General features: G+C 61.0%; 15 protein-coding genes and 1 tRNA gene. 3 read left to right on the plus strand and 13 right to left on the minus strand.

Translation table 11 applies throughout. The annotated features are described in order from the left end of the window. Positions 1 to 43: 43 nt before the first annotated feature. From FHS64_RS07230 to FHS64_RS07260, 7 genes are all read right to left on the minus strand, one after another. A complete protein-coding gene (locus tag FHS64_RS07230) occupies positions 44 to 733 on the minus strand; it encodes an alpha/beta hydrolase (protein ID WP_167177232.1) in 690 nt (229 codons plus the stop codon). A gap of 174 nt (positions 734 to 907) precedes the next feature. After that, positions 908 to 1,606, minus strand: a complete 699-nt coding sequence (locus FHS64_RS07235) for an HAD family hydrolase (protein ID WP_167177234.1) — start codon at positions 1,604 to 1,606, stop codon at positions 908 to 910. 71 nt (positions 1,607 to 1,677) lie between these two features. Continuing rightward, the gene (locus tag FHS64_RS07240; RefSeq protein ID WP_167177236.1) at positions 1,678 to 2,115 is read right to left on the minus strand and encodes a hypothetical protein; all 438 of its coding nucleotides are present in this window, start codon (positions 2,113 to 2,115) and stop codon (positions 1,678 to 1,680) included. 83 nt (positions 2,116 to 2,198) lie between these two features. Continuing rightward, the gene (locus FHS64_RS07245) at positions 2,199 to 2,576 is read right to left on the minus strand and encodes a response regulator (protein WP_167177238.1); all 378 of its coding nucleotides are present in this window, start codon (positions 2,574 to 2,576) and stop codon (positions 2,199 to 2,201) included. A 198-nt stretch (positions 2,577 to 2,774) separates the two neighbouring features. Continuing rightward, positions 2,775 to 2,849: transfer RNA gene (locus FHS64_RS07250), tRNA-Val, on the minus strand. A gap of 82 nt (positions 2,850 to 2,931) precedes the next feature. After that, entirely contained in the window at positions 2,932 to 4,221 is a 1,290-nt protein-coding gene (locus tag FHS64_RS07255; protein WP_167177239.1) for a dicarboxylate/amino acid:cation symporter, read from the minus strand. 114 nt (positions 4,222 to 4,335) lie between these two features. Then, positions 4,336 to 5,019, minus strand: coding sequence for an HAD-IA family hydrolase (locus tag FHS64_RS07260; protein WP_167177241.1), 684 nt, complete (start codon positions 5,017 to 5,019; stop codon positions 4,336 to 4,338). Between the two features lie 63 nt (positions 5,020 to 5,082). Between FHS64_RS07260 and glmU the strand changes: the two genes are divergently transcribed. From glmU to gor, 3 genes are all read left to right on the plus strand, one after another. Further along, positions 5,083 to 6,432, plus strand: a complete 1,350-nt coding sequence (glmU, locus tag FHS64_RS07265; RefSeq protein ID WP_167177243.1) for a bifunctional UDP-N-acetylglucosamine diphosphorylase/glucosamine-1-phosphate N-acetyltransferase GlmU — start codon at positions 5,083 to 5,085, stop codon at positions 6,430 to 6,432. Then, entirely contained in the window at positions 6,429 to 7,109 is a 681-nt protein-coding gene (gene rpiA, locus FHS64_RS07270) for a ribose-5-phosphate isomerase RpiA (RefSeq protein WP_167177245.1), read from the plus strand. Before glmU ends, rpiA begins: the two co-directional genes overlap by 4 nt. A 99-nt stretch (positions 7,110 to 7,208) precedes the next feature. Next, the gene (gor, locus tag FHS64_RS07275; RefSeq protein ID WP_167177247.1) at positions 7,209 to 8,585 is read left to right on the plus strand and encodes a glutathione-disulfide reductase; all 1,377 of its coding nucleotides are present in this window, start codon (positions 7,209 to 7,211) and stop codon (positions 8,583 to 8,585) included. 1 nt (position 8,586) lies between these two features. On the opposite strand, the gene FHS64_RS07280 is transcribed toward gor, so the two are convergent. From FHS64_RS07280 to FHS64_RS07305, 6 genes are all read right to left on the minus strand, one after another. Continuing rightward, the gene (locus tag FHS64_RS07280) at positions 8,587 to 9,021 is read right to left on the minus strand and encodes a J domain-containing protein (RefSeq protein WP_167177249.1); all 435 of its coding nucleotides are present in this window, start codon (positions 9,019 to 9,021) and stop codon (positions 8,587 to 8,589) included. A 7-nt stretch (positions 9,022 to 9,028) separates the two neighbouring features. Further along, positions 9,029 to 9,862 carry a division plane positioning ATPase MipZ gene (locus FHS64_RS07285; RefSeq protein WP_167177251.1) on the minus strand — a complete coding sequence of 278 codons (834 nt, stop codon included), beginning with the start codon at positions 9,860 to 9,862 and terminating at the stop codon, positions 9,029 to 9,031. Positions 9,863 to 10,014: 152 nt separating this feature from the next. Further along, complete coding sequence (locus tag FHS64_RS07290; protein ID WP_167177252.1) at positions 10,015 to 10,596, minus strand: SPOR domain-containing protein; 582 nt, start codon at positions 10,594 to 10,596, stop codon at positions 10,015 to 10,017. A gap of 75 nt (positions 10,597 to 10,671) precedes the next feature. Further along, positions 10,672 to 11,436, minus strand: coding sequence for a chorismate mutase (locus tag FHS64_RS07295; protein WP_167177253.1), 765 nt, complete (start codon positions 11,434 to 11,436; stop codon positions 10,672 to 10,674). Between the two features lie 283 nt (positions 11,437 to 11,719). Continuing rightward, positions 11,720 to 12,292 (minus strand): prephenate dehydratase domain-containing protein, encoded by a 573-nt coding sequence (locus tag FHS64_RS07300; protein WP_167177255.1) that lies wholly within the window; start codon positions 12,290 to 12,292, stop codon positions 11,720 to 11,722. Further along, positions 12,289 to 13,659 carry a class II 3-deoxy-7-phosphoheptulonate synthase gene (locus FHS64_RS07305; RefSeq protein ID WP_167177257.1) on the minus strand — a complete coding sequence of 457 codons (1,371 nt, stop codon included), beginning with the start codon at positions 13,657 to 13,659 and terminating at the stop codon, positions 12,289 to 12,291. The genes FHS64_RS07300 and FHS64_RS07305 overlap by 4 nt, the downstream gene beginning before the upstream one ends. Between the last annotated feature and the right edge of the window lie 12 nt (positions 13,660 to 13,671).

The raw sequence follows: 13,671 nt of genomic DNA on the forward strand, positions 1-13,671 counted from the left end.
TTCGACAAGAAGGCACGCTTCACCGAGAACTGGAACGGTGCGATCAGACCGTGGCCACGGCCTCTTCAATCAGGTCGCAGATCTCGACAGGGTGAGAGGCCAGTGAGGCGTGGCTGGCGTCCAGAGTGATGACCTTGCGGGCGTTCATTCGTGCCGACATGCGCGCTTGGTTGGTTGGGGCGATCATGTTGTCCCGACTTGAAATCTGATACCAGGTCGGTTTGACCTTCCATGCGGGCGCTGTGACCGCATCGCCGAAGGTGCTGGCCATGGGGGCCTTCTGCGTCACCGCCATCACCAGAGCCTCGTCCGCCGTCAGATCCTGACAGAAGCTCTCGTGGAACTTGTCGGGCTTGACCCACAGATAGCCGTCGCTGTCGGGGGCCAGGTTTGGGGCGGCGACCGGCGGGTCTTCCTGAGTGATGCCTCCGGGGCTTTCGCCAGCGTCAGGCGCGAAGGCGGCGACATAGACCAGACCCGCCACATTCGGCAGGTCGCCCGCCTCCGACAGCACCGCTCCGCCATAGGAGTGGCCTACGAGGACGACCGGTCCCTCCTGTTGGCGCACCATCTTGCGCACCCGTTCGGCGTCGTCGGCCAAAGATGTCAGCGGCATCTCGACCGCGTGTAGGGAGGTGTAGCCCCGTTTCGAAAGCTCGGTGATGACCTTGGCCCAGTGGGCGGCACCGCCCCAGAAGCCGTGAACGAGGACAATGGCTGTCGACTTGGACATGTTGGGTCTTTCCAGACTGTGCAGTCGGTTAGCGGCTTTAATGCCGCGCCATGCATCAGCGCATCATGTCTGGGGACGTTCCCGCGACCCTACAGCTTTCACGACTCTGTGACGCCCACCATGGGGGCCCTACCTTAATGCAGAGGTGACGTTTCGGGCGAAACAGGCGGGCTCTCAAGCCTTACCGGAACATACAGACAGGGCGTTACGCACTTCGTGTAGATCAATGCCGACACCGGTGCATAGCGCGCTGATCTCGTCGGTTGGGCCGAGCAGGTCCGGTACCATGACTGTCATCATGCCCGCGGAAGACGCTGACCGGACACCATTATGGCTGTCTTCCAAAGCCAGACAGTCTTGCGGACGCACACCCAGCCGGTTTGTCGCCACGAGATAGGGAGCGGGGTCTGGCTTGCCTTTGTCATAATCGCCTTGAGCGACGATAAGCTTGAACCTTGATCCGATACCAAGATGATCGAAATGCTCGATCGCGAGATCCTTCGGAGACGATGTGGCGACTGCGGCAGGAATCCCCAGCGCGTCGAGCAGATCGAGAAGCTCCACCACACCTGATTTCAGGGCCAGTTGCTCACGACAAAGATCGACAAAGCGGCCGGTCCAAACGGGCCGTATGTCATCCACGCGAAGTTCGGGGCCATATTCGGCAACCAGCATAGCTCTGATGCCATCCCAGGGATTTCCCAACATTGTCTGGTAGAAACCGGTCGACATGTCGTGGCCGTGATCGGCGACGGTTTCGATCATCGCCGCCATCCACAGACGTTCGGTATCCAGCAGAAGGCCGTCCATATCGAAGACAACGGCTTGCGGCAGGCGAGGAAGGTCGAGGCGGGCCTTAGTGTGCAGTACCATGGCGCACATTAGCCGCCAGAAGCCGCAATAGCCAGATTTAAGCCGCTATAACCATGGTCCGCAAAAGCGGATCAGCCTTCGTAGCCGCTGGGGACCTTGGTGACTTTGACGGTCTTTTCGACGGGCAGGGGCTTTTTGTCGTCCATAGCGTCATTGCTAGGTGCGGGGCTAGGTGCGGGGCGCGTGGCCGGACCTGTGCCGTCGCTATAGTTCCAGTTGTCGTCGTCCCAGCTGGTGTCGATGTCCTCGCCGGTTTCTTCGGGTGTCTGGATGCGGGACATGGTTTCGGTGTGGTCATAGCCGTTGGCCAGTTCACCTACGCCCAATTGTCCGCCGCTATTGGCAAGCTCGGGTTCTTTGGGGGCAACCACATCGACGCGCAGAGCTGCGCCATCGGGGTTTGCGGCGGGTTCGTTGCTACCGCCTAGGACGGTGATGCCCGCCCATGCGATACCGGCTGCGAGTGCAGCAAAGGCGATACCACCCCACAAAAGCGACTGTTTGCGCATATTCGGCTCTCACGCGTCCACTATTCTAGGAGGCTTTCTACCCCGAGTGTGATTGCGATGGGAACGGGTGGAGCGATAAAAGCTCAGGTTTGAGGCGTTTGGCCCAAGGCCGACACCAGTGCATCGCGCACGGCCACCTCGGTAAACGGTTTCTGGATGGTGGTGTGGCCGCGCCACTGTTCGGGCAGGCCGCCTTCGCCATATCCGGTCGAGAACACAAAGGGGATGCCGCGTTGCTTCAGAGTTTCGGCAACGGGAAAGACCAGTTCACCCGCGACGTTCACATCCAGCAGGGCCGCGTCGATTTGTTCGGATCGGGCAACCGATACACCGCCTGAAACACTGCCTTCGGGACCGGCAATGGTGCAGCCAAGATCTTCGAGGATGGTTTCCAGAAGCATGGCGACGAGGGATTCATCCTCGACAATAAGAATGCGGCGATCCACCAAAATGTCCGACATCACAAACAGCCCCAAATATTGCGATTACAATGCGGTGTAGCGATGCATAGGAACAATCAGGGTGCATCGGCTTACTGCAGAGACAGCAGGCCGTATAGCAACGCCTGAATTTTAAAAGGGTGCCAATGCGGCGGGAATATTTTTCACATCACTGACAAAAGATGACCAAGGCCATTTAGCAGGATTGTCGTGGGAAGATGGTGGACGCGACAGGGATTGAACCTGTGACCCCCTCGGTGTGAACGAGGTGCTCTCCCGCTGAGCTACGCGTCCATCTTCTGGAACGGGTTCGCACGAACCGCGTCGGGAGGCGGCGATTTAGCCCGCCCGTCTCCCGACTGCAAGGATAAACTTATCAAATACCTGCGGTTATCGCGTTTTCGGGCGTTTCGTTTTCAGGATCACCGGGCAGCCATGCGACGTGTCCGTTATAGATGTCCTCGTTCAAAATACCTTCTTCCTTGGCGACGATGACAGGCACCAACATCTGGCCGGTGACATTGGTGGCGGTACGCATCATGTCCACGATACGGTCGATGGCGACGATATAGCCGATGCCTTCCAGCGGCAGGCCAGCGGTGGACAGGGTCAGGGTCAGCATGACGATGGATGTACCCGGAACGCCCGCTGTGCCCAATGAACCCAGAACCGCGGTCAGGCCGATCAGGATGTACTGGGTAACGGACAGCTCGATCTGGAAATACTGGGCGATGAAGATGGCAGCAATCGACGGATAGATGGCCCCGCAGCCGTCCATCTTGACGTTGGCCCCCAGAGGCACGGCAAAGGCGGCATAGGCTTGGGGAACACCCAGTCGCTCGACGGTCTGGCGCAGGGTAATCGGCAGGGTGCCAAGCGAGGAAGAGGTCGCAAAGGCGGTCTGCTGGGCCGCGAATGCGCCACGGAAGAAGCTGCGGACCTTCAGGCCATGCAGTTTCAACAGACCCGAATAGACCACCAGAATGTGGAACAGGCAGGCGACATAGATGGCCAGAATGAACTTGCCGAGCGGCAGCAGGCTTTCCCAGCCATAACCGCCCACAACCGAACCGATCAGGGCGAACACGCCAAACGGGGTCAGCTGGATAATCCAGCGGGTGATGCGGAAAACAATGGCCGCCCCTTCATCAACGGCACGGCGGGCGGTCTGGGCGCGGTCGCCCAGTGCCACCAGCGATGCCCCGACAAAGGCCGAGAAGAAGATGATTTGCAGCACCTTGCCTTCGCTCAGGGCGGCAAAGGGATTGCGCGGGACGATATCCAGCAGAACCTGAAGCGGCGTCGGGATTTCACGCGCCTTGACCTCGCCCAGCGGCAGATCGGCCAGACCGACGCCCGGATTGATGATGTGGGCGGTGGCAAAACCGACCAGCACGGCCAGAAGCGAGGTGATGACGAACCAGATGATGGTACGGACACCCAGACGTACTGCGCCCACGCCTTCGCCCAGCTTGGCGATGGAGCTGGCAATGGTGAACAGCACCAGAGGGGCCACCACCATGCGGATCAGGTTCAGATAGACATCGCCTACTGGCTGGAGAATTTTCGGAGCCATATCCCGCAGGAGCAAGCCCGCGATCACGCCGAGCGCGAGACCTGCAAAGGTTCGTTTCCAAAGGGGAATGGCAAAGAAGCGACGGATCATAGCAACACCTGAAATCAGGGTGCCTATGTCTGGTCTGATGCCTTCGGGGGCAACCGTCCGGTGACGGAAGTCGCCCCCAGAAGTTCTGGATAGATGTTTAGTTTAGCTAAACGATCAGGCGATGAGCTTGTCGAGAGCGTCCTCGAACTCGTCATAGTGGTCGATGGTTATGTCGCCACCCATCTGGGCCATTGGCACGTCGCTATAGCCGAAGCTGACGAGGATGCACGGCACAGGCGCATTGGCGGCGGCACCAGTATCGGTGGTGGAATCGCCGACCATGATGGCCTTGGCCGGATCGCCACCGGCTTTAAGAACGGCTTCGCGGATATGGGCACCGTCGGGCTTTTTGGCGGACACGGCATCAGGGCCGACGATGGCGGCAAACCTGTTGGTCAGTTCCAGCGCATCCAGCAGGGCCAGCGACAGGTCGGTACGCTTGTTGGTGGCCACACAGAGCGTGGCACCGCGTGCGCTCAAACGGTCCAGTACCTCGACGCAGGACGGGAAGGGGCGGGTATCGACGGCGATATTGGCGATGTAGTCGGCAATGAAGGCATCAAACAGAACCTTGCCGCCTTCGTCATTCCATTCGGCACCGGCCTCGGCAAAGCCGTCCTTCAGCAGGGCCATCGCCCCGTGGCCGACCAGATGACGGGCGGCTTCAAGCGGGCGGGGCGGCAAGCCTTCGGCAACCAGAAGGCGGTTCAGGGTGCCAATCAGATCGGGTGCGGAATCCACCAAAGTTCCGTCCAGATCAAAGGCAATCGTCCAGCCTTCCAGATCACGTTGGCTCATTGGTGTCTCCCGTTGTGGCGTCTGATGGGTTAGAGCCTAGGGAACTAGCCTTTGGGACGATTCATGACCAGCATTTCCAGCCCACGCGCCGCCATCATTCTTGCCGCCGGTCAAGGCACGCGGATGAAGTCATCCCTGCCCAAGGTGCTGCACCCTGTCGGGCACCGTGCCATGGTAGACCATGCCATTGATGCCGCCGAGGCTCTGGGCTGTGAAAAGATCATTGTGGTGGTGGGCAACCATTCGCCGGAAGTGCGCGCCCATATCGTCAAACGTCTGGGCGAAGATGCGATTGCCGTTCAGGATCCGCCCTGCGGAACCGGCCATGCTGTGCGCGCCGCCGAGGAAGCTTTGAAGGGCTTTGAAGGCGAGGTTGTCATCACCTATGGCGACGTACCGCTGCTGAAAGCCACGGACATCGAACCGGTGTTTGGAGGCAAGGGGGTCAGCGTCATCGGTTTCGAGGCCCGCGATCCGGGTGCTTATGGCCGTTTGGTCATCGAGGGCGAAACCCTTGTGGCCATTACCGAGGCCAAGGAAGCCAGTGCCGAGGTTCTGGCCATTCGCGCCTGTAATTCCGGCGTTATGGCGGCACCGTCGCAGTTGCTGTTCACGCTGCTGGCCGATGTGACCAACGAAAACGCCAAGGGCGAATACTATCTGACCGACGTGGTCGAACTGGCCCGCAAGGCCGGTCACGACACCCGCGCCGTGTTCGCCGGTGAAGACGCCGTGATGGGCGTGAACTCGCAAGCAGAGTTGGCCGAGGCCGAGGCCCTGTTCCAGAAGGTGCAGCGCGAGACATTCATGGCCAACGGCGTAACGATGAGCGCGCCTGAAACCGTCCACTTCGCCTATGACACGCAAGTGGGCGCGGGTACGGTGATCGAGCCGTTCGTGGTGTTTGGCCCCAATGCCGTGGTCGAGGGCGGCGCGCGTATTCGCAGCTTCTCTCACATCGAGGGTGCCAAGGTCGGCACCAAGGCCGAGGTCGGCCCCTATGCACGTCTGCGCCCCGGTGCGGACCTGGGTGAAAAGGTCAAGATCGGCAACTTTGTCGAGGTGAAGAACGTCACGTTAGGCACCGGTGCCAAGGCGAACCATCTGGCCTATCTGGGCGACGGTTCGGTGGGGGCAGGGGCCAATATCGGCGCGGGCACCATCTTCTGTAACTATGACGGCTTCTTCAAACACCGCACCGAGGTGGGCGAGGGGGCGTTTGTTGGCTCGAACAGCTCGCTGGTTGCGCCCGTGACTATCGGTGACGGAGCCATGGTCGGTTCCGGCTCGGTGGTCACAAAGAATGTCGAGGCGGGGGAGCTGGCGCTGGCGCGCGCCCCGCAAGTGAACAAGTCCGGCTGGGCCAAGCGGTTCATGGACACCATGCGTGCGAAAAAGGCGGCCAAGAAGTGAGCGACATCCAAAAGAAGAACGCCGGCTATGCCGCTGCCCAATATGTAGAGGCGGGCATGAAGGTGGGTCTTGGCACGGGTTCGACCGCGGCATGGTTCGTCAAGGCTCTGGCAGAGCGTAACCTGCCCGACCTGAAGTGCGTTCCGACCTCGGAAAGGACTGCCGATCTGGCGCGTGAACTGGGCCTGACCCTGACCACGCTGGAAGATACGCCGCGTCTGGACCTCACCGTGGACGGTGCCGATGAGATCGGACCGGACCTTGCGCTCATAAAGGGCGGTGGTGCGGCTCTTTTGCGTGAAAAGCTGGTGTGGGAAGCGTCCGACCGCTGCATCGTCATTGCCGATGCGGCCAAGGTCGTGAAGCAACTGGGCCAGTTCCCGCTGCCGATCGAAGTGGTGGCTTTCGGGCACAAGACATCAGGCGCACGCATCAATGCGGTTCTGGCTGCCCACGGTATGGGCGAAGCCACCGTGCGTCAGGCCGACCGTGGCATGGTCCGCACCGATGGCGGCAATCTCATCTATGATGCGGACAAGGGTGTGATTGCCGATCCGGTCAAACTGGCCGCCGATCTGAAAGCCGTCACCGGCGTGGTCGAGCACGGTCTGTTCTTGGGTCTGGCCGATCTGGCGGTTATCGGCACCGATGACGGCCACGAGACACTTAAAGCTTAAGCTATTTCGGGCTTGTCAGGGTTCGTCCCTCGCAAGACCGCCTGCCGCTTCCTAGATAGCGGTAACAGATTTACCTACCCGTTCGCCTTGGAGCCCCATATGTCCCATTCCTTTGACTACGACCTGTTTGTGATCGGTGCCGGTTCGGGCGGGGTGCGTGCAGCCCGTTTGACGGCGATGGGCGGCAAGAAGGTTGCGGTTGCCGAGGAATATCGTGTGGGTGGCACCTGCGTGATCCGTGGCTGTGTGCCCAAGAAATTCATGGTGATGGCGTCGGAATTTACCCATCAACTCGAAGTCGCCGAGGGCTTTGGCTGGACGGTGGGTGATGCCAGCTTTGACTGGACCAGGTTCCGCAATGCCAAGGAAACCGAGATTGCCCGTCTGTCGGGCCTCTATAATGCCAACCTGTCCAAGGCGGGGGTCGAAATCATCAATGGCCGTGCAGTCCTGAAGGACAAGCATACGGTCGAGATCGTCGGCACGGGCAAGACCGTGACCGCTGAACGTATCCTGATCGCGGTGGGCGGTCGTCCGTTCGTGCCGGACTTCCCCGGTTCCGAACATACGATCACGTCTGAAGAAGCCTTCCTGCTGCCGGAACTGCCGAAGCGTATTGTCGTGGTTGGCGGCGGGTATATTGCTGTCGAATTTGCGGGCATTTTTGCCGGCCTGGGTGTCGAGACGACGCTGGTCTATCGCGGTGCGGGTATTTTGCGCGGCTTTGACGAGGACGTTAGCGCACACCTGTCGCGCGAGATCGAGCGTCACGGCATCAAGGTGGTCCTCAGCGCCGAACATACGGCGATTGAAAAGACCGAAACCGGCCTGATGAACCGCCTTAGCAATGGCATGGACATCGAAACCGATGCCGTCATGTTTGCGACGGGCCGCAAGCCTTATGTGAAGGGTCTGGGCCTTGAAACGGCTGGCGTTGAACTGACCGATGGTGGGGCCATCAAGGTCGATGCCTATTCGCAGACCAATGTCGATAATATCTGGGCTGTCGGTGATGTGACCGACCGTGTGAACTTGACGCCGGTCGCGATCCGCGAGGCTGTGGCCTTCCACGAGACGGTGTTCAAGAACAACCCGCAGACGGTTGATCATGCAGACATTGCCACGGCTGTCTTCAGCCAGCCGCCGGTCGGCACGGTGGGTCTGACCGAAGCCGAGGCCCGCAAGAAATGTCCGGCCGAGGTGGACATCTACATGACCACCTTCCGCTCGATGAAATACGCCTTCTATGGTGCCGAACACCGCATGCTGATGAAGCTGGTGGTGGATGCCCAGTCGCAAAAGGTGGTCGGTGTCCACATTGTCGGCCCCGACGCGCCGGAAATGATCCAGCTGGCCGGTATTGCCGTTAAGGCCGGCCTGACCAAGCAGCAGTGGGACGACACCTGTGCGGTCCACCCGACAGCCGCAGAAGAACTGGTTCTGATGAAGGAAAAGCGCCCGAACGGCGCTTGCTGATTTAGCCTAACAGGCGGTCGCGCGCGGCATTGACCCGCGCGGCCAGCCCCTCGGACCCACCCTGATCGGGGTGGGTTCTGGCCATCAGGCGTTTCCACGCGGTTTGAATATCGTCGCGGCTGGCGTTTTCACGCACACCCAGAATGGCGCGGGCCTCGGCCTTGCTCATCAGCGGGCCTGTCGATGCGGCGGGCTTGGGGCTGGCGACACTGCGGATACGCGACTGCATCACCAGATAAAGCCCCGCTGCGGCCAGAGCCGCGGCGAGGATATAGCTGCCCTTGGCAACGCAAAGGACGGCACCCGCAAAACAGGTGCCGCCCAGCAGGGTTGCCGAAATCCGCCAATGACCGCGACGGGCTTTTTCGGTCTGCTTACCCAGACGAACCAGCACCCAAATAGCGACAGCCGCCAGTCCCAGTCCGATGAGAAGCATCTAGACGTCAGGCCGCTGCCGTCAGCGGCGAAAGCGCGTCTTGCAGACCCATATCCGCCATCAGGCCACGCAGTTCCTGACGGGCCGAAACGTGCGACATGGTCACAGAGACAGGACGCACTTCGTTGGACAGATCGGCCACAGTCAGACCGAACGGGAACAGTTCACGATAGATCACGCGCTCGCGCAGGCCGGGGCCGACGCGGAAGCCGACGCGCTTGGCCAGTTTGCCCATACGCTCTTCCAGACGGTCACGGTTACGCGCGTGGGTGCCTTGCAGGCGGTTGGTCACGACCAACCAGTCGATGGTGGCGTGGCGGCCTTCCTTGATGGCGCGCTCCTTGCGGGCTTCCCAGACGCTTTCCGAATAGATGGACGGCTTTTGCAGTTCCAGCGTCACCGGATCGACCTGACCCAGCAGGTCGAAATCGACGAAGCTGTCATTCATCGGGGTGACGATCTGGTCGGCGCGGGCATGGGCTGCGCGTGACAGGGTGGTATCACCGCCGGGGGTGTCGATCAGGATGACCTCGGACACGGTCTGGGCCACGGCATAGGCCGCTTCGAAACGTGCCAGTTGTTCTTCGGGCGTGGCGCGAGCCAGTGCCTTGCCGTCGCCCATGTCGGGTACCAACGGCATGGGGAGATCCTGATTATTGGCTGCAACCCAGACAGCACGATTGGCAAAGAAGCGTTCCATCGACCGCTGGCGCAGGTCCAGATCGAGGATGGCGACTTTCTTGCCCGCATGCAGCAGGCCGGTGGCGATGTGGATGGCCAGAGTGGACTTGCCCGCTCCGCCTTTTTCATTGCCGATGACGATGACCAGAGGCTGCGCCATTTTCGATCTCACTCTGAGGACGAAGGCGACTCATCATCGAGTGCCTCCCCATTCAGCGTGGAAAATCGGTCGCTTTGCCTCAATCGTCAATGAAAGCTTAATAACGGTGTTGTGGATCGTGCCTTAAATCGCAATGATTTGCGTAGTTTCCCTTAAGTGGCGGGGCTTTGGCACCATGGATCGGCTGCCGCAATTGATTGGCAAAGGCTGTGCGCTTGCTGTGCCGAGGCCGAGACACGCAGCCGGATCAGGGTGCGCCCGTTGACCTGTACGGGATCAAAACGGGGCGACAGACCTGCAAGGGCGGTTCTGTTGGAGCCGGAAGCGAGCCTATCCCAAGCGGTTTGCGCCTGTTGTTGTGTGCTGAACGCGCCGAGCTGGATCGTGCGTGCGCCGGTTGTCGCGGGGGCGGGGGTGTTTGCCGGAGCAGTGACAGACGGGCCTTCGGAAACTTCGATAGCGGGCAGTTTCACAGGGCCGTCCCGCAAATCCCAAAGCTGGTGCGGGGACACCAGTTCCACCTTCATGCCGGTTGATGGCTTGGCATCCGGTTGCGGTTTTTGCGGATCAAGCGGCAGGGTGACACGCGGTGCATCGGACGAGATACCGGCATCGGATGCCGGTGTCAGCGGGATGGTGGCCACCTTGTCCGCCCAGGCCTGATAGGCAGAGGGCTGGGCGTCGGATGCGGTGTCACAGGCGGCCACGAGCATGGCGACGGCTGCAAGAGACATCAGGGGGCGCATAGATACAGGTCTCATGGCCCCCAGTGTCGCGTCGCAGTCTTGAAGCGTCGTTAACGTGGCGTTTTAGATGATGGCGCCGACGCAGCCTTCGACATCGCCGACACCCAGATCGGCATCGGTCAGGGCCAGCGTCCAGCCGTGGTGGGTGTTCAGGCCCCAGCGGCGGGCACCCGAGCCGTCACCGGCGTCACCACCGGCCGTCACAATAACGCGGCGACCAGTCGGCAGGGCAGGCGGGTCGATCTTGCCGACGGCCAGCGAGGTCGGGGTATCGTTCGGGCCGAAACCCTCGAAGACGCTGAGCATCGACCATTCTTTACGCAGGCCGATCCACCATGCGTCATCGCCGCTGACCGACAGGACCGACACGCCATTGCCTTCGGCGGCATGGGTCAGGGCGGTCTGTGCATCATAGACGACGCGGATATCGGCCGCCGCGCCGAAGCGGGTGCGGGCGGCATCCATGGCACGCGCACCGTCGATCGGGGCATAGACATGCACCTGAAGACGGCCTTGGCGGGCCAGACCCCAGCCGACGATCTCGCGCCAAAGTGCGCTGACGGCTTCTTTGTTTTCCGGCTCGGCCTTGGCGGTCAGGCGCGCCAGAACGGCCTGTTCACGGTCGGGGCGCAGCTTGGTGTGCGGGCCGGTGGGGGCGTCCTTGGCCTTGCCGACCTGTGCGGCGATGGCGAGGCGGCGCTCGAACAGCTCCAGAATCTGGTCATCGATGGAGTCGATTTCCGAGCGCAGGGCCGACAGGGCCATTTGTTCGGCGGTCAGTTCGACAACTTCGGCAGGGAGAGCTTTGGCGAGGATATGGGTGGTCATGGTTTTGGCTTACTTAAATAAGGATTTCGATGGGGAAGACGCGACGAGGCGCAGAGCCGCTCTGGGTAGAACGGTCGCCGGAGAAGCTGTCAGGGAAGAGTGTTTCCCGACGCCTCAGCCGGCGTATCGAAAGCCGTAAAAGCCGTAGCCATAATAGAAACCGGCCACTTCAAACGAAGCGGTTGCAAGGTCGAATTGTGCGTTCAGAGACGACATTTTCGGGTCCGGTTTCTGGATCGATATTGATCCGGTGGTCGCTATAGGCCGCAAATTTTATGCGCCGTCAAGCCTTTGGCGCGGCCAAGAGGACAAAACGTGTGCGGTTGTCGCTGAAATCTTGCAGATCATTGCGTAAAATTTGCAGGCCATACACCTCTGCGGCACGGGCGGGAGCGACGGCGGCGCGGGTGATATCGCCCGCTTCGGCCACATCGCGAGCGGCGCCTGCGGTGTCGAAAACGACAACAGGTTCGATATGCAATGCCTTCAGGTTCTGAACGCATTGCTGAAGCGCGATGGGATGGCTTTCGGCGGTCTTGATGTCCGACAGGCGGGCATCGGTCAGGCCCAGAAGGGCATGGCGGATAGGACGCCATGCCTCGCTGAGCGGTTCCAGACCGGCCTCGCGAACGAGAGTGGCTGCGGGTTCAACCGTGCCAACCGTGGTGTTTTCCAACGGGATCAGCGCCAGATCGCAATCGCCGGTCAGGACGGCCTGAATGGCACCTTCGAAGGTTTCGAAGGCCACAGGCACGTCCCATGGGCGAAGGTCGAGACAGGCTTCATGACTGAAAGCCCCCGGCGCGCCCTGATAGGAGATGCGCGCCGGACGGATGTCTTCGCCGGTCTCGGTCATGCAGCCTTCGATTGAGCCTGACGGCCCGCTTTCAGGCGTTCTGCGACGAGGAAGGCCAGTTCCAGAGCCTGATCGGCATTCAGACGCGGATCACAGTGGGTGTGATAGCGGCTGGACAGATCATCTTCGGTGACAGGCTGTGCGCCACCGAGGCATTCGGTGACGTTCTGGCCGGTCATTTCGAGGTGGACGCCGCCGGGGTGGACACCCTCGGCCTCGGCCACGTCGATGAAGCTGCGAACCTCGCCCATGACGCGGTCGAACGGACGCGTCTTGTAACCGTTGGCGGCCTTGAGGGTGTTGCCGTGCATCGGGTCGATCGACCAGATCACGCGCTTGCCCTCGGCCTTGACGGCACGCATCAGCGCCGGAAGACGATCACCGACCTTGTCATGGCCAAAGCGGCCAATCAGGGTCAGGCGGCCCGGAATATTGTTCGGGTTCAGGGCGTCGATCAGAGGCAGGATGTCGTCCGGCGTCATGGTCGGGCCGCACTTCACGCCGATGGGGTTGGAAATCCCCTTCATGAACTCGATATGGGCGCCGTCCAGCTGACGGGTGCGCTCGCCGATCCACAGCATGTGGGCCGAGGTGTCGAACCATTCGCCGGTATTGCCATCAAGGCGGGTCAGGGCCGATTCAAGGTTCAGCAGCAGGGCTTCGTGGCTGGTGAAGACCTCGACGCGCGACAGGTCGGGGTGGGTTTCAGGCGTAACGCCCACCGCTTCCATGAAGGCCAGGGCCTCGGTGATCTTTTCGGCCAGTTCACGGTATGCCGCGCCCGCACCGTGATCGGCAAAGCCCAGGGTCCAGCGGTGGATATTGTACAGGTCGGCATAGCCGCCACCGGCAAACGCCCGCAGCAGGTTCAGCGTGGCCGCCGACTGGTGATAGGCCTTCATCAGGCGTTGCGGATCGGGCACGCGCTCTTCGGGCGTGAAGGCCATGCCGTTGATGATATCACCACGATAGGACGGCAGTTCCACGCCACCGATTTCCTCGACAGGCGAGGAGCGCGGCTTGGCGAATTGGCCAGCGATACGGCCCACCTTCACGACAGGCTTGCGACCGGCAAAGGTCAGCACGACCGCCATCTGAAGGATCAGGCGGAAGGTGTCGCGGATATTGTCGGTGGAAAACTCTTTAAAGCTCTCGGCGCAGTCCCCGCCTTGCAGAAGGAAGGCGTTACCCGCCTCGACCTGTGCAAGGTGGTTGGTAAGGCGACGGGCCTCACCGGCAAAGACGAGCGGGGGCATTGCACGCAACTCGTCTTCAACGCGTACCAGTTCGGACGCGTCAGGATAGTCCGCCGGCATATGCAGGGCGGGCTTGTTTCTCCAGGAATCTGGGGTCCAGCGCTTAGTCATTTCTCTAGGATA

Source organism: Brevundimonas terrae (assembly GCF_011761985.1).
GTDB classification, from domain to species: domain Bacteria; phylum Pseudomonadota; class Alphaproteobacteria; order Caulobacterales; family Caulobacteraceae; genus Brevundimonas; species Brevundimonas terrae.